Below are 18,582 nucleotides of genomic sequence, written 5' to 3'. Positions count from 1 at the left end.
TACGGGCACGGGCCGTCCCTGGAGGACTTCACCGAGCAGACCCCGCTGACCGTCGGCACGCCCGAGCAGGTCATCGAGAAGACCCTGTCCTTCCGTGAGTACGCGGGCGACTACCAGCGCCAGCTGTTCCTCCTCGACCACGCGGGGCTGCCGCTGAAGACCGTCCTGGAACAGCTCGACCTGCTCGGCGAGGAGGTCGTACCGGTGCTGCGCAAGGAGTTCGCCAAGGGCCGCCCGGCGGACGTGCCGGACGCGCCGACCCACCAGTCCCTGCTCTCCGCGAAGGAAGCCCGGACCGCCGAGGAGGTGACCGTCGCATGAAGCTCGTCGTCGTCTCGGCGGGGCTGAGCGTCCCGTCGTCCACCCGGCTGCTGGCCGACCGCCTCGCGACGGCCACCGCCGGACGGACCTCGGCGGAGGTGGAGGTCGTGGAGCTGCGCGACCTCGCCGTCGAGATCGCCCACCACTTCACCAGCGGCTTCCCCGGGCGGAAGCTGGCGGACGCCCTCGACGCGGTGGCGGGGGCCGACGGCCTGGTCGTCGTCACGCCGGTGTTCTCCGCGTCGTACAGCGGACTGTTCAAGTCGTTCTTCGACGTGCTGGACCCGGAGGCGCTGACCGGCAAGCCGGTGCTGATCGCGGCGACCGGCGGCTCCGCGCGGCACTCGCTGGTGCTCGAGCACGCCCTGCGGCCGCTCTTCTCCTACCTGCGGGCCGTCGTCGTCCCCACCGCCGTCTACGCGGCCTCCGAGGACTGGGGCGCCGAGGGACTGCCCGAGCGCGTCGAGCGGGCGGCCGGGGAACTGGCGGCGCTGATGACGGGGCTGTCGACGGCACGGCCGGCCGCCCCGGCGAAGGACGCCTTCGAGGTCGTACCGTTCGCGGAACAGCTGGCGGCGCTGCGGCCGGCGGGGTGACGGGAACGGGGTGACGGGAACGCCCGGGTTGCTCCCGGCAGAGTGAGAGGGCAGTAAGAAGGCCCTCGCCAGCAAGATCATCAGGTCGTCCGGCGGGGAAAACTTGGCAGACTGATTTTCGTGTCTCCCACCGTGCTCCTCGCCGAAGACGACCGCGCCATCCGCCACGCCCTGGAACGCGCCCTGGCCCTGGAGGGCTACCGGGTCACCGCGGTCGCCGACGGGGTCGAGGCGCTGGCGCGCGCCCACAAGTCCCCGCCGGACGTGCTCGTCCTCGACGTGATGATGCCCGGGATCGACGGCCTCCAGGTCTGCCGGGTGCTGCGCGCCGAGGGCGACCGCACACCGATCCTGATGCTCACCGCGCTGGTGGAGACCGCCGACCGGATCGCCGGGCTGGACGCGGGCGCCGACGACTACGTGGTGAAGCCGTTCGACGTCGAGGAGGTCTTCGCCCGGCTGCGCGCCCTGCTGCGCCGCACAGGCAACGCCACCGCACCCGCCGCCTCCGACACCCCCACGGCCACCACCACCGCACCCACCGCCCCCAGGCCGGACTCCGAGCGCCATCTGGAGGCGGCCGGGCTGCGGATGGACCCGCAGGCGCGGCGGGCCTGGCGCGGCGAGCGCGAGCTGGAGCTGACCCGCACCGAGTTCGAACTGCTGGAACTGCTGGTCCGCAACGCCGGGATCGTCCTGGACCACTCCACCATCTACGACCGGATCTGGGGCTACGACTTCGGCCCCGGCTCCAAGAACCTCGCCGTCTACGTCGGCTACCTGCGCCGCAAGCTCGACCACCCCGGCGCACCGCAGCTCATCCACACGGTGCGCGGCGTGGGCTACGTGTTGCGGGAGGACTGAGTGGGGGGCCGGCTGCGCCGGCTGCCGGCGCGGCCGCGACCCCGGCTGGTGTCGCTGCGCACCACGTTCGCGGTGTCGTTCGCGGCCGTGACCGCCGCCGTGACCCTGCTGGTCGGGGTGCTCTCCTACTCGGCGGCCGCCCGGCTGGTGCGGGTCGACCAGGAGTCGGTGTTCGACGAGGTCGTGCAGGACCTGCGGGACGAGGTCCGCGGGACCGCGATGGCGCCCGAGGACTTCTCCTCCGCCGCGCCGGGGCACGACATCGTGCGGCCCGCCCGGACGGACGTCCAGGTGCTCGGCGCGGACGGCTCGGTCGTCGACGGCGGGAGCCCCGGACTGCCGGTGGTGGCCGCCGACCGGCGGACCGCCGCCGCCCCGACGGCCGGGGAGATGGTCGAGCACAAGGACGTGGACGTCGGCAGCGACGTCTACCGCGTCGCGACCGTCGCGCTCGGCGGCGGCCGGGGCGCGGTGCAGGTGGCGCAGGAGTTCAGCGACACCGAGGACCTGCTGCGGGCGCTCCAGCAGCGCACGCTGGTGCTGATGACGGCGATCGTCACGGCGGCCGGCCTCTTCGGCTGGTGGCTGGCCCGGCGGATCACCCACCGGCTGGTCATCCTCACCACCGCCGCCGAGGACGTGGCCCGCACCCGTCGGCTCGGCGTGCAGGTGCCGGTCACCGGGCACGACGAGGTGGGCCGGCTGGGCCGCGCCTTCGACCGCATGCTGGGCCGCCTCGCCCAGTCGGAGGAGGACCAGCGGCGGCTGGTGCAGGACGCGGGACACGAGCTGCGCACCCCGCTGACCTCGCTGCGGACGAACATCTCGCTGCTGCGCCGGATCGACGAACTGCCCCCCGACACCCGGGACGACCTCGTCGCCGACCTCACCCAGGAGGCCCGCGAGCTGACCGACCTGGTCAACGAGCTGGTCGACCTCGCGGCCGGCCAGTCCGACACCGAGCCGCCCCGCAAGCTGGACCTCGCCGACATCGCCGAGGAGGTCGCGGGGGCCGTCCGGCGCCGCACCGGGCGGGAGATCGTGGTCCGGGCCAGCGGCGACACCACCACCGACGGGCGGCCGCACATGCTCCAGCGGGCGGTGTCCAACCTCGTCGAGAACGCCACCAAGTTCGACCGGGAGGGCCGGGCGCCCGTCGAGATCGCCGTCAAGGGCCCGGCCCGGCCCGGGGCCGTCCGCGTCGAGGTCCTCGACCGGGGGCCGGGCATCGCCGAGAGCGATCTGACCCGGGTCTTCGACCGCTTCTACCGCGCCGCCGACGCCCGCTCCCTGCCCGGATCCGGCCTCGGCCTGTCCATCGTGCGGGAGGTCGCGCTGTCACACGGCGGCACCCCGTTCGCCTTCCGGCGGGCGGGCGGCGGGTCGGTGATCGGGTTCACGGTGGGCGGCGGGCTCTGAGGGGCGTACCGGGTTGCCGCGATGAGCAAGTATGCGGGGAACCCGTTCACGAGGGAGGGGAGCCGACGCGTGCTCAGTGACGAGGAGAGCGCCGTACTGGCGGCGGTCGACGAGGCGGCCGTCGGCCGGACGCTGCTGGAGCTGGTCGCGATACCGAGCGTCACCGGCAGCCCGGCCGAGTCCGAACTCCAGCACCACCTCGCCGGACGGCTGGAACGGCTCGGCCTGGACGTCGACCTGTGGTCCATGGACCTGCCCACCCTGCTCGCCGACCCCGGCTTTCCCGGCATGGAAGTGGCGCGCGAGGAGGCGTGGGGGCTGGTCGGCCACACCGGCGGCACGGACGGGCCGACACTGATCCTCCAGGGCCATGTGGACGTCGTACCGCCCGGCGACCTCGCCGCCTGGGAGGGGGACCCGTTCGTGCCCCGGGTGACCGGTGACGTCGTGCACGGGCGCGGCGCCTGCGACATGAAGGCCGGACTCGCCGCGCAGCTGGCCGCCCTCGCGGCCGTCCGCGCGGCCGGGGTGCGGCTGCGCGGACGGGTCGCCGTGCACTTCGTCGTCGGCGAGGAGGACGGCGGGATCGGCGCGTTCGGCACCCTGCGGCGGGGCTACGGCGGTGACGCGTGCGTGATTGCCGAGCCGACCGCCGGGACGGTCATCACCGCCAACGCGGGCGCGCTGACCTTCCGGATCACCGTGCCCGGCAAGGCCGCACACGCCAGTTCCAGGCAAGAGGGGGTGAGCGCCGTCGACGGCTACCTGCCGCTGCACCGGGCGCTGGCCCGCCTGGAGGCCGACCGCAACCGCGACCCCGACCCGCTGCTCGCCGAGTACCCGATCCCCTACTCCCTCTCCGTCGGCACCCTGCGCGCCGGCGACTGGGCGAGCAGCGTGCCCGACCTGCTGGTCGCCGAGGGACGGCTGGGCGTGCGGCTCGGGGAGGACCCGGCCGAGGCGCGGGCGGCGCTGGAGCGGTGCGTGGCCCGGGCGTGCGCCGAGGACGCCTGGCTGCGCGAGCACCCGGCCACGGTCAGCTGGCCGGGCGGGCAGTTCGCCAGCGGCCGGCTGACGCCGGGCCATCCGCTGCGGGACACCGTGGCCGACGCCTTCGCCGACGCGACCGGCGCCGCCCGCCCCCGGGAACGCGGGGCGACGTACGGCAGCGATCTGCGCCACTACACCGGCGCGGGCATCCCCACACTCCAGTTCGGCCCCGGCGACATCACCGTGGCCCACAGCGCCCGCGAACAGGTGTCCCTGCGGGAGGTGGTGGACGCGGCGCGGGCGATGGCGGTGACGGTGCTGCGGACCGTCGGCACGAAGTGAGGCGGCGGTGAGCGCGTAGGGGACCGGGCGGGGTGGGATCGGTGGGGCTGGTGGGGCCGATGGGGCCGGCGGGACCGATGGGAACCGGTGGGACCCGTGGGGCCGGCGGGACCGGTGGGGTCGGTGCGGCTGCTGGCGTTCGCTGTCGTGCTGCGGCATCGGCGGTTCCGGCGGGTGTGGGCCGGGCAGGCGGCGAGTGCCGTCGGGGACGGGATCACGCTGGTCGCGCTGCCCGGTGCGGTCCTGGACCGGCACTCGAAGGCCGACCTCGGGGTGGTGCTGGGCGCGCAGAGCCTGGCGCTGGTCGGGGCGGCGCTGGTGGGCGGGGTGTCGGCGGACCGGTTCCGGCGCTCCCGGGTGATGGCAGCGGCGGACGGCGTGCGGCTGGTCACGGCGGTGTGCTTCGCGCTGGGCGCGGCACGGGCCCCGCCGGCCGTGCCCGTGCTGCTGGCGCTGGTGACCGGGTTCGCGGCCGGGGTGTTCACGCCCGCGTTCGGGGCGCTGATCCCCGGCCTGGTGCCCGACGAGGACCTGCCGAAGGCGAACGCGCTGCGCTCGATCACCGTCCGCACCGGCCAGGTGCTCGGCCCCGCGCTGGGCGGGCTGCTGCTGGCCGTCGGCACCGCCGACACGGCGTTCTGGGCGGACGCCGGGACGTTCGCCGCGAGCGCCTCACCCTGGTCGGCGCGGGCGACCCCGGCCGGCCCGGCACGGCGGGCGGCACCGTGTTCCGGCAGGCCCGCGAGGGCCTCGCGGGCCTTCAACGTCACCTGGGCCGGCGCCCTGCAGCGCGCGGTCCCCGACGACATGCTGGGCCGCGTCTTCGCGATCGACACCCTCGGCACCTACGGCCTCCAGCCGGTCGGCCTGGCCCTCGCGCCGGTCGCCGCGACCGCCTTCGGCAACGGCCCGGTGCTCTGGGTGGGCCTGGCCGCCCTCACGGCGACCACGGTGGTGCCGCTGTTCCGACGGGACGTCCGTGCCTTCGCGGACCCCCCGACCTGAGGAGAATAATTATGAAACGTACCGTTGTAAGCGAGATATACCGTTGTGCGCGAGAAGTGCGACTGTGCGCGAGAAGGACGACGCCCACGAGAGCGAGATGAGCGGCGATGGAGCCTCACCCCGACCCCGTGCCGGGTACCGGCGGTGCGGCCGAGGCGCTCACCGCGCGCGTCACCGTCGCCGAGGACGGCACGGTGACCGGGTGGAACGCGGGCGCCGAACGGCTCCTCGGACACCCGGCGGAGCGGACGGTGGGCCGGCCGGCGGCCGCGCTGCTCGCAGAGGAACCCGCGCCTGCGGACGTCCCTGACCTCTCCGGACTGCCGCGCTGGCACGGCACGCTCGTGCTCCGCCACCGGGACGGCCGACGCGTGGACGCCCGGGTCCTGGCCCACCACCGGACCGCGCGGGACGGGACCCGCGACTGGCTCCTGGTCAGCGCCGTGACCGGGCGGCGGAGCCGGCCCGAGGACGAGGAACTGGTCCGCACCGGTCTCCTCCAGGCCCCGTCCTGCGCGATCTCGGTGTACGACACGGACCTGCGGCTGCGCGGGTCCACCCGGGCCGGGCAGGGCGTCCTGGGCCTGAGCGACGACGACGCGCGCGGCCTGCGCCTGACGGACCTGGTCGCCCTGCCGCTCGCCGAGGAGGCCGAGGCGCGGATGCGGCTGGCCCTGGAGACCGGTGAGCCGCAGTACCTGGAGAACCATGCGCGGGCCCCCGGCGAGCGCCGCGAGCACGCCTGGTCGCTCCAGGTGTACCGGCTGGAGGACCCGGACGGCCGGGTCCTGGGCGTGGCCTCCACCGGGCACGACATGACCGAGCAGTACTGGGCCCGCAAGCGCCTCCAGCTGATCGCCGAGGCCAGCACCCGGATCGGAAGCACCCTCGACGTGACCCGGACGGCGCAGGAGCTGGCGGACATGGCGGTGCCGGACCTCGCCGACTTCCTCACCGTCGACCTGCTGACCTCGTTCGAGGACGGCGAGGAGGACCCGGTGGCCGGCGGGTCCCTGGCGCTGCGGCGCGTCGCCCACCAGTCCGTGCTGGAGGGCGTCCCCGAGGCGGTCCTCGCCCTGGGCCAGGTGGACGAGTACCCGGAGGGCTCCCCGCCGGTCGAGAGCCTCCGCTCGGGCCGGGCCGTACGGCACCGGGTCGACGAGTCCGCGATCGCCGACTGGGTCGCCGGGGACTCGGTGCGCAGGGCCCGCATCCGTGACTTCGGCTTCCACTCCGTCATCGCCGTGCCGCTGTCGGCCCGGGGCACCACCCTCGGTGTGGCGATCTTCGCCCGGCACCGGCACCCCGCCCCCTTCGAGGCGGACGACGTCGTCCTGGCCGAGGAGCTGGCGGCCCGGGCGGCGGTCTGCATCGACAACGCCCGCCGCTACACCCGGGAGCGCGGTACGGCGGTCACCCTCCAGCGCAGTCTGCTGCCGCAGCGGCTGCCCGAGCAGTCGGCGGTGGAGGTCGCCTCCCGCTATCTGCCGGCGGGCGCCCGCGCCGGGGTGGGCGGCGACTGGTTCGACGTCATCCCGCTCTCCGGTACCCGGGTCGCCCTGGTCGTGGGCGACGTCGTGGGGCACGGCATCCACGCCTCCGCGACCATGGGGCGGCTGCGGACGGCCGTACGCACCCTCGCCGACATCGATCTGCCGCCCGATGAACTGCTCACCCACCTCGACGACCTGGTGGCCCGGCTGGCCACCGACGTGGACGTCCCCGGGGAGGACGACACCGCGGGCGGTGTCGGGGCGACCTGTCTGTACGCCGTGTACGACCCGGTCTCCCGGCACTGCACGCTCGCGCGGGCCGGGCATCCGCCGCCGGCCGTGGTGCGCCCCGACGGCACGGTGGACCTGCTCGACGTGCCCGCGGGGCCCCCGCTGGGCCTGGGCGGGCTCCCCTTCGAGCCGGTCGAGACCGAACTGCCCGAGGGCAGCCTGCTGGTCCTCTACACCGACGGCCTGATCGCCGCCCGGACCTGCCGGGACGACGTCGACGACGGCGTCGGCAGGCTGCTCGCGGCGCTCGGCCGGCCGGCGGACTCACTGGACGTCCTGTGTGACCGTGTCCTGGCCGGGGCGCTGCCGCCGCGGCCGGTGGACGACGTGGCGCTGCTCGTCGCCCGTACCCGGGCGCTGGACGCCTCCCGGGTCGCCACCTGGACCGTCGACGCGGATCCCGCCGCCGTCGCCGAGACCCGTAAGAACGTCGTCACCCGGCTGGAGGCGTGGGGGCTGACGGAGGCGTCCTTCGTCACCGAGCTGATCGTCAGCGAACTCGTCACCAACGCCATCCGGCACGCCGAACCCCCCGTCCGGCTCCGCCTCATCCACGACCGCACGCTGATCTGCGAGGTCACGGACGCCAGCAGCACGGCCCCCCACATGCGGCGCGCCCGCACCTTCGACGAGGGCGGCCGCGGCCTCCTCCTGGTGGCCCAGCTCAGCCTCCGCTGGGGCACCCGGCCACACACCAAGGGGAAGACGATCTGGGCGGAGCAGGAGATCAGGGCGACGGAGGGGTGAGTGCCGCGGCGGAACCATGGGTTCCGTCGTAGCGGGTGTCGGCAGCCCGAGTCGCGGTCGGTGCGTTCACTCATTGGCTGCGCCCCGGCTGCACGTTGCCTTACGGGTCCATACAATTACGCATTGTGACCGAGTGAGGTGGCGGCGTATGGATGACCGTGAGGGCGCGGCCGAGCGCGCGAAGAGTCCGACCGGCGCCGACGGCGCCACGAGAGGCGGGGGCGGGAATGCGCGGTCCAGGGGCAGGCGCACCCGCCCCGTACGGCTGACGGTCGATCTGGATCCGACCCTGCATCGCCGGTTGAAGCAGTGGACGGGCAACGCCGCTGTCGAGCTGGACGTCGTCGACGTGTCGCTGGCCGAGGTCTTCCGCACCCTGGTGCACCGCCTCACCGTCGACCGGTCGCTCGCCGCCGCCGTTCTGCGGGACCTCCGCGATCGATAGGCGGTGCCGCGGCGGCGGTAATTCACGTGAATTCCAACCCGTCACGGATTAAAACTCTCTGGCGCTTGAATTTCCAGGAGTAACGACTGCATTGCTGCATTCCGTAGTGCAGTATGGCGTTTGCGCGTGCTCGTGCGCTGTGGGACTTTGGTTTACGGATCCTTCGAGGCGTCAATGTCGGCCGAGCTGCTCGAGGAATAACTGAGAGCGCTAAGGGCAGGTCGAATTGGATTTCCAAGCCGCGGAAGCAGCGGCACGAAGTACGCGCCGCACGCGGTGAGTCCGGGGTGGTGTGGCAGCGCCGCCGACGCACCCGGAGGGCCGTTTCAAGCCCAACAACGGAGGCCGTAATGCCCGTCCATTCTCGTCGCAGGAAAGTCAGGGTCGCCGGGGGCGCCGTGCTGGCGCTGGCCGCATTGGCGGCTGTCAATCCCATGACCGCCGGTTCGGCGCACGCCGACCCGGCCAATCCCAGGGTCAATCTCGTTGTGACCGCGAGCTGCGCACGGTTCGCCAACGATTCAATACCCACGCGGGTGAGCGTCACCACTGTCACCAATCCGCAGACCCTGCAGAAGACCGTCGACACCGACAACGAGTCGGCCGAGTTCGGCGCCCTGAGGTTCCAGGACATCCCGTCTGGTGCGGGGACCAAGGCGACGGTCACCGTCACATGCGAGGACATCGACGGCAAGGAGCAGGCGTACAGCAAGGCCATCACCGTCAAGCGCCCGGCTGGCAAGGGGGTCGTCAAGCAGGAGGTCAGCGTCAGCTGAAACCCGCTCCGGGCAGTCCCGAGGCCGATCCCCACGGATCGGCCTCCAGGCTGTGCGGGGCTGTCTGCGGCTGTGTGTCCTGCGCCACATTCTGTGATGTGAGTGTGGCCTTGAAGTGAATTCCGTACTCAGACATGACGACCCATGACCGGATGCCAGGATGGGGCGCCATGAACGCAGGGTGGTGTGCGCGCACAGTGAGGGCCGCGTTGTTCGCGGCCGTCTGTGTGCTGCTCGCCGCCCTGGGGCACGTGATGATGTCCGGCGTCCACGTCCCGGGCTGGACCCTGGCTGTCGGCGCGGCCGCGACCGGTGCCGCGGGCTGGTGCCTGGCGGGACGGGAGCGCGGGACGGCGGCGATCGTGTCGGTGGTCGTCGCGGCGCAGACGGCCCTGCACGCCGGGTTCTCGCTCGCCCCGACGACGGGCGCGGCCGCGGCCCGGGCGGCCCTGCCCGGCGGGTCCCCGCACGGAGGGTTCCCGCACCCGGGCCACGCGCACGGCGGGCAGACGCACGGCGGGCCGACGGGCATGCCGGGACCGGACGCGCACCTTCCGCACCCGGTCCCCATGGACAGCATGAACGCCACGGACGGCATGAGCGCCATGGACGGCATGAGCGCCATGGACGGTATGGACGCCATGGACATGCTCGGCGGTGGATCGTCGTCGTTCGGCATGCTCGCCGCCCACCTGCTGGCCGCGCTGCTGTGCGGACTGTGGCTGGCCCACGGCGAACGGGCGGCGTTCCGCGTCCTGCGCGCCGTGGCCGGCCGGCTGGCGTCGCCGCTGCGCCTGCTGCTCGCCCTGCCCGCCACCCCGGAACGCCCCCGCCCCCGCCTGGCCCGGCGCCGCTCGGAACGCGCGCCGCGCCTGCTCCTCGTCCACGCGATCACATCCCGGGGCCCACCCGTGGGGACCGCTGTCGCCTGACGACAGCCGGTGATCCCGGGGCCGCCACCGGCGCGCCCCGGTAGGGGACCGTACGCGCGCGCAGTCGCCGTAGGCCCGATCCCCACCCCACGCCACCGGACCTTTTCCGCCCGCGTACGCGTACCCGCACCCGTGCCCTCGCACGCACGGGTACCCGCGTACCCGTGCGCCCGGTCCGGATCACGGATGACCGAGAAGGACACCAAGTGATCGCTTCCGCCCCTCCGGCCTGCCCCGACGAGTCGATAACCGCCTGGGCGCTCGCCGCCCGCGCCGGCGACCCGGCCGCTGTCGAGCGTTTCGTTGAGGCCCTGCACCGTGACGTCCTGCGGTACGTCGCCCATCTCTGCGCCGACCCGCAGGCCGTGGACGACCTGGCGCAGGACACGTTCCTGCGGGCGCTCGGCAGCCTGCACCGGTTCGAGGGCCGTTCCTCGGCCCGCTCCTGGCTGCTGTCCATCGCCCGCCGGGCCGTCATCGACAGTTACCGGTACGCCTCCACCCGGCCCCGCCTCTCCGACACACCGGACTGGCAGGTGGCGGTCGAATCCGCCCAGCCGCGCGGCCTGCCCGGCTTCGACGACGGCATCGCCCTGCTCGACCTGCTGGCCACGCTCCCGGACGAGCGCCGCGAGGCGTTCGTCCTCACCCAGCTGGCCGGAGTGCCGTACGCCGAGGCGGCGGAGGCGAGCGGCTGCCCGATCGGCACGGTCCGCTCCCGGGTGGCACGGGCCCGCTCGACGCTCCGGGAACTGCTGGACGCCTCCTGAGCCGACCGGCTTCCTGGGGCTCCTAGGGGACGCTGGTTCTCGGCCGGTTCTCGGCTAGTTCTTGCGGGCCAATCCGCCGTAGATGCCGATCGGCGGGGTGTCCGGGGCCGGGGGCTCGTCCGGGCGCCAGTCCGGGACCAGGACCAGGCCCGGGTCGACGAGGGTGAAGTCGCCGAAGAAGTCCAGGATCCGGGCGTGGGGGCGGGGGTTCATGCTGGCGGTGGCGCCCTTGTAGACGGCTGCCGCCTCCGCGCGCCCGTCCTCGTGGAGGTCACCCGTCGCGTGGGACAGCACGAGATACGAGCGGGCCGGCAGCGCGTCGCGGAGGGTGGCGACGACGCCCTCCGGGTCCTCCGCGTCGGTGAGGAAGTGCAGGATCGCCACCAGCAGCAGCGCCACCGGCTGGTCGAAGTCGATGACCTCGCGCACGCCGGGGTCGTCGAGGACGGCCCGGGGGTCCCGCAGGTCGGCCAGGACGACGGAGGTGTCGGCCTCGTCGTTCATCAGAGCCATCGAGTGGGCGCCGACGATCGGGTCGTTGTCGACGTAGGCGACGCGCGTTCCGGGGGCGACGGCCCGCGCGATCTGGTGCACGTTGGGCTCGGTGGGCAGGCCCGTGCCGATGTCGAGGATCTGCCGGATCCCGCCCTCGGCGACGACGTGCCGGACGGCGCGGTGCAGGAAGGAGCGGTTGGCGCGGACGGCCACCCGCACCTCCGGGGCGGCCTTGATGAACCTCTCGGCGGCCTCCTGGTCGACGGGGTAGTTGTCCTTCCCGCCCAGGAAGTAGTCGTACATCCGCGCCGGATGCGGCTTGCTCGTGTCGATCCGTAACGACGGGTCGTCGCTGAGGGGAGACGTCATGCGCCCACCCTACTGATCGACTGTCAGATCACCGTCAAGTCAGGTCGGTTGCCGTCCCGGTTCAGGCGAGGAGCCTGCGCTTCTGCTCCTCGAACTCGGCGTCGGTGAGCACGCCCTGCGCCTTGAGGTCGCCGAGCTGCTTGAGCTGGTCGAGACGTTGGGTCATGTCGTCCTCGGGCGGGGCCGCGGCGGGCTGCTGCTGCGGCGCGGCCTGGGGCTGTGGCGGGGGCTGCTGGGAGTAGCCCTCCTGGGCCGCCCAGCGCCCCTGCTGGCGGCGGGACACACGATTGGAGACGGCGGTCGCCGTACCCGCGACGACCGCGGTGCGGGCGACCCCGCGAAGCAGACCTGGCATGGCGATCCCCTCTCGCACCGGGTACTCCCATTGGACCATCGCCGGGATTTCCCGGCATTCCGGCGAACGCCTCCCGCGAACCGTTCCCGCGAACGGTGCCCGTGCGCGGTGCCCGTGACCGGTTACGGCGACCGGTCACGGCGACGGTTCCGGCGCCGCTGACCTCCGGTTTCGTGCCGATCTGCCGACCCCCGGCTCTCGTGGCACGCTGGAGGCGTGTGGGTCGCCGACCGCTCTTCCACGGCGACGAGGCCCAGTCGAAGGAGCCCGAAATGACCACGCACACCACGGGAATGCGCAGCGGCGGCGGTAGGGGAACGGCCGTGTCCGGCTGGACGGTCTTCGCCGCGATCATGATGATCTTCGGCGGCGTCATGGCGATGTTCGAGGGCATCGCCGCCATCGCCGAGGACGACGTCTTCGTCGCGACGCGCAACTTCACCTTCCAGTGGAGCCTCACCGGCTGGGGCTGGCTGCACCTCGTGCTCGGCGTCGTGGTGACCCTGGCGGGCCTCGCCTTGTTCAGCGGCGCGACCTGGGCCCGGTTCGCCGGTATCGTCCTCGCCGGCCTGTCCATGATCGCCAACTTCGCGTGGCTGCCGTGGTACCCGTTCTGGGCGGTCATGCTGATCGTCATCGACGGCTTCGTCATCTGGGCCCTGTGCGTGGGACCGAGCCGGGACGCGCGCACCGTCTGACCACCGGCACGACCGACCCTCACCGACCCAGCCCTCGAAGTGAAGTCGAGGGCTGGGTCGCTGCGTTTCCCGGGCCTCCGCGTGGCCGGCGTCGGCGCCCGCGTCGGCGCCCGCGTCCCGGCGCGCAGGAGCCGTCGATTCAGCCGACTGGGCCCGCCCCGGATGCCGGGGGACGAAGATCGCGGCAGCCTGGGCCCGAGGGGCCGCACCCTCCCCGCTGACCTTCACGCACAGACGAGGACTCGACGCCATGATCTGTCGTAGTCGCACCGGCCGGCGGGCCGGAGCCGTCGTTCTCCTGCTCGCCGTCGCGGGTTGTACGGAGCACCCCGCCATGGGCACGATCGAGTACATCACCCCCACCAAGCGGGAGGTGAAGATCCAGAGCCCGTCCGACGAGGGCTGCCACCGCCTGCCCGGCGGCGCCTACCACGTGACCAACTACACGGTCGACGACATCCGGCTCTACGCCAACGCGGAATGCGTGCTCACGCAGGCCGGCAACAACCAGAGCGGACGGGTCGGCGGGGAGAGCTTCTACCTCGGGACACTGTTGTCCGTCGAGTACACGCCCGGTCAGTCCCCGTGGCTGAGCTACAGCGTGGTGGGCGGGGGCGGCTGAGCCCCCGCCCCCTCTCCTCGGGCTCCTCGGGCTCCTCGGGCTCGTCAGGATTCGGCGGACTCCGCCGCCTCCACCGCCTCCAGCGAAGCGAGCACCGCCTGCACCGGCAGCCGCCCGGACGCCACCAGTTGCGCGCCGCCGCGCCGCAGGGCGGTGGCGAAGGGCGCGGCCCACAGGTTCTCGTAGACCAGCAGCCCCGCGGAGTTGCCGGGCTCGACGGCCGCGGCGGCCTCCTCCAGGTCGTCCTGGCCCATCAGGCCGGACCGAGCGCCCTCGAAGACGGCGAGGTCGAGGTTGCCGTCACCGGTGAGGTCCGCGATCTCCAGGGCGGTCACCGAGCCGTCCTCGTCCTTCCTGACGAACATCAGGTCCAGGATCCGGATGATGCCCCGCTCCACCAGATCGACCAGCAGCGGGAAGCCCTCGCCCGTCATACGGTTGCCGGGGAACTCGACCACCACGTAGTCGATGGGCCCCATCTCGTCGATTCGCTCGCTCACGGCAGTCCCCTCGTGCGCTCGTGGCCCCCTGCCTGCCATTGCAGCACCGGGCGCCGGTCGTCGCACCCGGTGCGGCGTTCACTCCGTCGGCTCCGCCCGCCTCGCCGAGCGGCCCGCGCCGGGATCTCCTCGAAGACATGACAGACGGCGACGCCCCCCGACCCGAGCCGGAGCGGCCGTCCGAGCAGCCCTCGGACGACCAGCGACTGTCGGCACGAGAACGCGGCGAACTCGAGGACCTCCGGCACCGGATCGGCGCCCTGGAAGCCGCCGGGCACGCACCGAGGCACCGGATGCGCTCGCTGGGCTCGGCCCTCCTGATCCTCCTGGCGTCGGTGCTGGCGCTGCTCTCCGTGGTCGCCGTCTGGACGAACAGCATCGTCCGGGACACCGACCGCTACGTCGCGACCGTGGCGCCGCTGGCCTCCGACCCGGACGTCCAGCAGGCGGTCACCACCCGGGTCACCGACGCCGTGCTCCAGCGGATCGACGTGGACGGTCTGGTCAAGGAGTTGAGCGACGCCGCGGCGCAGCAGGGCGTACCGCCCAGGGCCGCGAGCCTCATCGACAACCTGACCGGTCCGATCAACAGCGGCCTGAAGGAACTCGTCAGCTCCGCCGTGGAGCGAGTGGTCTCCAGCCCCGCCTTCGAGACGGCCTGGACGAACGCCAACCGCCGCGCCCACGCCGCCGTCGACAAGGCCCTGACCGGGCAGGCGGGCGGCGCGGTGACGCTGAAGAACAATCAGGTCGCCATCGACATCGGGCCGGTCATCCAGCAGGTCAAGGAGCGGCTGGTCGACTCCGGGTTCGCGGCGGCCGAGCGGATCCCGGAGGTCCACACCGACTTCGTCGTGGTCGAGGGCAACGGCGTCGAGGAGATCAAGGGGTATCTGCGGGTGCTGGAGATCCTGGGCACCTGGCTGCCCGTGATCACCGTGCTGATCGCCGCCGTCGGCGTGTTCCTGGCCACGCACCGGCGGCGCGCCCTGATCGGGGCCGCGATCGGGGTGCTCGTCGCGATGATCGTGCTGGGCGTCGCCCTCACGGTCTTCCGCGCGGTCTACCTGGACCACCTGCCGCAGGGCACGAACGAGGACGCCGCCGGATCGGTCTACGACGCACTGGTGCGGTTCCTGCGCTCCGGCATCCGGGCCGTCGGCGCCCTCGCCCTGATCACGGCACTCGGCGCGTTCTTCGTCGGTCCCTCCCGGCCCGCCGTCTTCACCCGCCACTTCTTCGGCACCGGCATCGGCGCCGGACGGGACGTGGCCACCTCGGCGGGGCTGCGGCTGGGCGCGGTCGGCCGGTTCACGCACCGCTACAAGCCGTGGATCGGGGCGGCGATCCTGCTGGTGGCCGCGATCGTCCTGTTCACCTGGAGCTACCCGACCATGGCGGTGGTGATCTGGACGGCGGTGATCGTGCTGATCGCCTTCGCCCTCCGTGAGTTCCTGGATCCCGGACCTCCCGGACCGGCGTGACCCAGGGCACCGGAGCCGGACCGGACCACCCGGCTCCGCCCTCCCCCGGGCAGCGGCGGCGAGCCTTCCGCCGCCGCCGACGGCGCGAACGGGGCGCCTCGGTCCTCACCCGGCTGGCCGGGCTGCGCGCCCGCGCCGAGGCCAGGATCCCGCTGATCACCCACCTCATGTCCCACCTGATCTCGGTGAACGTGCTCGACTCCGCGACCCGGCTGGCCGCCCAGACCTTCCTCACGGCCGTACCGCTGCTGTTCGTGGTGGCCTCCGTCGCCCCGCAGGAGATGCGCGAGCGGTTCGTCGCGTCGGTGCGTGACGTGTTCGGCCTGACCGGCAGCGCGAACGACCAGCTGCGCCAGGCGTTCCTGGGCGACACCTCCGGTGAGTTCGTGCAGACCACCGGTGTGGTCAGCGGGCTGCTGGTGCTGATCTCGGCGACCGCGTGCAGCCGGGCCATGCAGCGGCTCTGCGAGCGGGCCTGGAGCATGCCGAGGGCCGGCGCGCGGGTGGCCGCCTGGCGCTGGCTCGCCTGGCTCGCGGCCTGGCTGGTCATGATCGGGTTCCAGGGGGTCCTGCGCAGCGGCTTCGGCCTCGGGCTGTGGCTGGGCGTGCCGCTGCTGCTGGCCGCGGAGGTCGGCCTGTGGTGGTGGACCCAGCACCTGCTGCTGACCGGGCGGGTGGCGTGGCGGCCGCTGCTGCCGGGCGCGCTGCTGACGGGCGTGGCGCTGAGCGTTCTCACCTCCACCGCCACGCTGTACGTGCCCCGGGCCCTCAACCACAGCCTCGCCAGGTACGGCTCGCTGGGCGCGGTCTTCACGATGCTGTCCTGGCTCATCGCGCTGTGCGTGGTGATCACCCTGTGCCTCACGGGCGGCGCGGTCATCGCCCGCGAGCCCTGGATGGCACGACACCTGGGCACACCCGAGAGACCGGGATCCGGGACACCGGGGCCTGGATCACCCGGATCGGGGCCACCGGGCTCCGATCCGCCGTGACCAGGGTCGCCAGGGCCGGCTTACCCCGCATCCGGGTCGCCGGGATCCGGTTCGCCCGGACCCAGGCCGCCGGGGCCCGAGTCGGCAGGTTCTGAGTCGCCGGGACCCAGGTCGCCGGGGCCTGGGGTGCCAGGTTCTGAGCGGCAGGCCGGCCCTGAGTCGGCCGCAGGCCCGGAATCGCCGGGGCCCAAGTCACCGGAATCCGGTTCCGCGCAGGCCCGGTCCGCCGCCCAGGCGCCAGGTCCTGGTTCGAAGCGGCCCCCTTTCCCCGGATCCGGGTCGCTACGGCCAGAGTCGCACGGACCGGGGTCACCGGGACCCGGGTCGCCGGGGCCCTAGTCACCGGGCCCCAAGTCCCCAGCCCCCGACCGACTCACCAGACCCCGACTCATCAGGGCCCCGAGTTCCCACGCCCCGAGTCCCCGCGGCCCCGACTCATCAGGGCCCCGAGTCCCCCCGCCCCGACCCACCGGACCCCGACCCACCGCGCCCCGAGTCCCCCCGCCCCGACTCACCGGACCCCGACCCACCAGGACCCAAGTCCCCCCGCCCCAAGTCCCCCCGCCCCGACTCGCCGGGGTCCACGGCCGGGGATACGTTGGAAGACGGATAGGCGGGAGTGCCTGCGATGAGTGACAACCACCCCACCGGCCACGACCTGCGGCACCGCACCCCGAGGGAGCGAGCCGAACTCGGCCGGGCCGCCCGGTCCGCCGTACCCCGCTCCACGCACGCGGAGTTCACGCCGCCGCCGAAGCGCACGGACCCGGTGGACATCATCGAGGACCAGTCGGCGAGACGGATCACCGAACTCGTACCGATCCGCTACGGCAGGATGAGCGAGTCGCCGTTCCGCTTCTACCGCGGAGCCGCCGCCATCATGGCCGCGGACCTCGCCGAGACCCCCCGTACCGGCATCCGGGTCCAACTCTGCGGCGACGCCCACATGCTGAACTTCCGGCTGCTGGCCTCCCCGGAACGCCGGCTGATGTTCGACATCAACGACTTCGACGAGACCCTGCCGGGCCCCTGGGAGTGGGACGTCAAGCGGCTGGCGGCGAGCCTGGTCATCGCGGGCCGGGCGAACGGCTTCAAGGCCAAGGAACGCGCGGCCGTCGTGCGCGAGACCGTGCGGTCGTACCGCGAACGCATGCGGGAGTTCGCCAAGATGGGCAACCTCGAGGTCTGGTACACGCGCTTCGAGGCGGACGAACTGGCGCGGCAGTTCGCCCCCGAGATAGGCGCCAAGAACCTTGAGATGTGGGACCGGGCCAGGGAACGCGCCCAGTCGAAGGACTCGCTCCAGGCCTTCGAGAAGCTCACGCACGTGGTGGACGGTCGACGGCGGATCGCCCCCGACCCGCCGCTGCTGGTCCCGCTGGAAGACTTGATGCCGAGGGCCGAACGGGACGTGCTGGAGAAGGAGATCAGCCGGCTCGTCGAGCGCTACGGCCAGTCCCTCGCCTCCGACCGCCGGTTCCTGCTGGAGAGCTACCGGCTCGCCGACATCGCCCGCAAGGTCGTCGGCGTCGGCAGCGTCGGCACCCGCTGCTGGATCATCCTGCTGCTCGGCAGGGACGACGAGGACCCGCTGTTCCTCCAGGCCAAGGAGGCCGACGAGTCGGTGCTGGCGCCCTACGCCGGCGCCAGCCGGTTGCGCACCCAGGGCGAGCGGGTCGTCGCCGGTCAGCGGCTGATGCAGGCCACCAGCGACATCTTCCTCGGCTGGGAGCGCACCACCGGCATCGACGGCCGGCGCCGGGACTTCTACGTCCGTCAGCTGCGCGACTGGAAGGGCATCGTGGTGGCCGAGAACCTGTCACCGACGCGAATGACCCTGTTCGGGCGGCTGTGCGGCGCCACCCTGGCCCGCGCCCACGCGCGCTCCGGCGACCGGATCGCGATCGCCGCCTATCTGGGCCGCAGTGACTCCTTCGACCGCGCCCTGGCCGACTTCGCCGAGCTGTACGCGGACCAGAACGAGAAGGACCACCAGGCCCTGGTCGACGCCATCCGCACGGGCCGGGTCACCGCCGAAGCAGCCTGAGGAGACCTTCGCGCCCCGCGAGGACCTTC

At 73.2% G+C, this 18,582-nt stretch carries 18 protein-coding genes and 1 pseudogene; 16 read left to right on the top strand and 3 right to left on the bottom strand.

Going from position 1 to position 18,582, the window contains the following annotated elements:
• The 11 genes and pseudogenes from ACZ6D7_RS31370 to ACZ6D7_RS31320 all read left to right on the top strand — a co-directional run.
• Positions 1–321 (top strand): annotated as a pseudogene (locus ACZ6D7_RS31370) (5,10-methylene tetrahydromethanopterin reductase); the annotation flags it as partial.
• The gene (locus ACZ6D7_RS31365; RefSeq protein WP_469497964.1) at positions 318–917 is read left to right on the top strand and encodes an FMN reductase; all 600 of its coding nucleotides are present in this window, start codon (positions 318–320) and stop codon (positions 915–917) included. The pseudogene ACZ6D7_RS31370 and the gene ACZ6D7_RS31365, both read left to right, overlap by 4 nt.
• Positions 918–1,037: 120 nt before the next feature.
• A complete protein-coding gene (locus ACZ6D7_RS31360; protein ID WP_469497961.1) occupies positions 1,038–1,781 on the top strand; it encodes a response regulator transcription factor in 744 nt (247 codons plus the stop codon).
• On the top strand, positions 1,782–3,200 hold the full coding sequence (locus tag ACZ6D7_RS31355) for a sensor histidine kinase (RefSeq protein ID WP_469497960.1): 1,419 nt from the start codon (positions 1,782–1,784) through the stop codon (positions 3,198–3,200). It begins immediately after the preceding gene.
• A gap of 69 nt (positions 3,201–3,269) precedes the next feature.
• The gene (locus tag ACZ6D7_RS31350; protein ID WP_469497956.1) at positions 3,270–4,532 is read left to right on the top strand and encodes an ArgE/DapE family deacylase; all 1,263 of its coding nucleotides are present in this window, start codon (positions 3,270–3,272) and stop codon (positions 4,530–4,532) included.
• Positions 4,533–4,628: 96 nt separating this feature from the next.
• Complete coding sequence (locus ACZ6D7_RS31345; RefSeq protein WP_469497953.1) at positions 4,629–5,537, top strand: MFS transporter; 909 nt, start codon at positions 4,629–4,631, stop codon at positions 5,535–5,537.
• Between the two features lie 107 nt (positions 5,538–5,644).
• A complete protein-coding gene (locus ACZ6D7_RS31340; RefSeq protein WP_469497950.1) occupies positions 5,645–8,068 on the top strand; it encodes a SpoIIE family protein phosphatase in 2,424 nt (807 codons plus the stop codon).
• A gap of 148 nt (positions 8,069–8,216) precedes the next feature.
• Positions 8,217–8,513, top strand: a complete 297-nt coding sequence (locus tag ACZ6D7_RS31335; protein ID WP_469497947.1) for a hypothetical protein — start codon at positions 8,217–8,219, stop codon at positions 8,511–8,513.
• A gap of 398 nt (positions 8,514–8,911) precedes the next feature.
• Positions 8,912–9,289 carry a hypothetical protein gene (locus ACZ6D7_RS31330; RefSeq protein ID WP_469497945.1) on the top strand — a complete coding sequence of 126 codons (378 nt, stop codon included), beginning with the start codon at positions 8,912–8,914 and terminating at the stop codon, positions 9,287–9,289.
• A gap of 170 nt (positions 9,290–9,459) precedes the next feature.
• Complete coding sequence (locus tag ACZ6D7_RS31325) at positions 9,460–10,221, top strand: hypothetical protein (RefSeq protein WP_469497942.1); 762 nt, start codon at positions 9,460–9,462, stop codon at positions 10,219–10,221.
• Between the two features lie 206 nt (positions 10,222–10,427).
• A complete protein-coding gene (locus tag ACZ6D7_RS31320; protein ID WP_469497939.1) occupies positions 10,428–10,991 on the top strand; it encodes a sigma-70 family RNA polymerase sigma factor in 564 nt (187 codons plus the stop codon).
• A 54-nt stretch (positions 10,992–11,045) separates the two neighbouring features.
• Here the strand turns inward: ACZ6D7_RS31320 and ACZ6D7_RS31315 are convergent, their stop codons facing one another.
• Both ACZ6D7_RS31315 and ACZ6D7_RS31310 read right to left on the bottom strand, forming a co-directional pair.
• Complete coding sequence (locus ACZ6D7_RS31315) at positions 11,046–11,855, bottom strand: SAM-dependent methyltransferase (RefSeq protein ID WP_469497936.1); 810 nt, start codon at positions 11,853–11,855, stop codon at positions 11,046–11,048.
• 61 nt (positions 11,856–11,916) lie between these two features.
• Positions 11,917–12,210, bottom strand: a complete 294-nt coding sequence (locus ACZ6D7_RS31310) for an SHOCT domain-containing protein (RefSeq protein WP_469497934.1) — start codon at positions 12,208–12,210, stop codon at positions 11,917–11,919.
• 272 nt (positions 12,211–12,482) lie between these two features.
• Here ACZ6D7_RS31310 and ACZ6D7_RS31305 point away from each other — a divergent pair, with 272 nt between their 5' ends.
• On the top strand, positions 12,483–12,908 hold the full coding sequence (locus ACZ6D7_RS31305) for a DUF7144 family membrane protein (protein WP_469497931.1): 426 nt from the start codon (positions 12,483–12,485) through the stop codon (positions 12,906–12,908).
• Between the two features lie 250 nt (positions 12,909–13,158).
• Complete coding sequence (locus tag ACZ6D7_RS31300) at positions 13,159–13,530, top strand: hypothetical protein (RefSeq protein ID WP_469497929.1); 372 nt, start codon at positions 13,159–13,161, stop codon at positions 13,528–13,530.
• A gap of 44 nt (positions 13,531–13,574) precedes the next feature.
• On the opposite strand, the gene ACZ6D7_RS31295 is transcribed toward ACZ6D7_RS31300, so the two are convergent.
• Entirely contained in the window at positions 13,575–14,009 is a 435-nt protein-coding gene (locus tag ACZ6D7_RS31295; protein ID WP_469498012.1) for a DUF6325 family protein, read from the bottom strand.
• A 158-nt stretch (positions 14,010–14,167) separates the two neighbouring features.
• Between ACZ6D7_RS31295 and ACZ6D7_RS31290 the strand changes: the two genes are divergently transcribed.
• The 3 genes from ACZ6D7_RS31290 (at position 14,168) to ACZ6D7_RS31280 (ending at position 18,553) form a co-directional block, all read left to right on the top strand.
• A complete protein-coding gene (locus ACZ6D7_RS31290; RefSeq protein WP_469497926.1) occupies positions 14,168–15,514 on the top strand; it encodes a hypothetical protein in 1,347 nt (448 codons plus the stop codon).
• Positions 15,511–16,506, top strand: coding sequence for a YhjD/YihY/BrkB family envelope integrity protein (locus ACZ6D7_RS31285; RefSeq protein ID WP_469497923.1), 996 nt, complete (start codon positions 15,511–15,513; stop codon positions 16,504–16,506). The genes ACZ6D7_RS31290 and ACZ6D7_RS31285 overlap by 4 nt, the downstream gene beginning before the upstream one ends.
• A gap of 628 nt (positions 16,507–17,134) precedes the next feature.
• Complete coding sequence (locus ACZ6D7_RS31280) at positions 17,135–18,553, top strand: DUF2252 domain-containing protein (RefSeq protein ID WP_469497921.1); 1,419 nt, start codon at positions 17,135–17,137, stop codon at positions 18,551–18,553.
• Positions 18,554–18,582 lie beyond the last annotated feature (29 nt).

The organism is Streptomyces sp. NPDC041784 (assembly GCF_055591025.1).
Note: the sequence above shows the minus strand (reverse complement) of the source record. Positions and strands in the feature narration are given on the sequence as shown.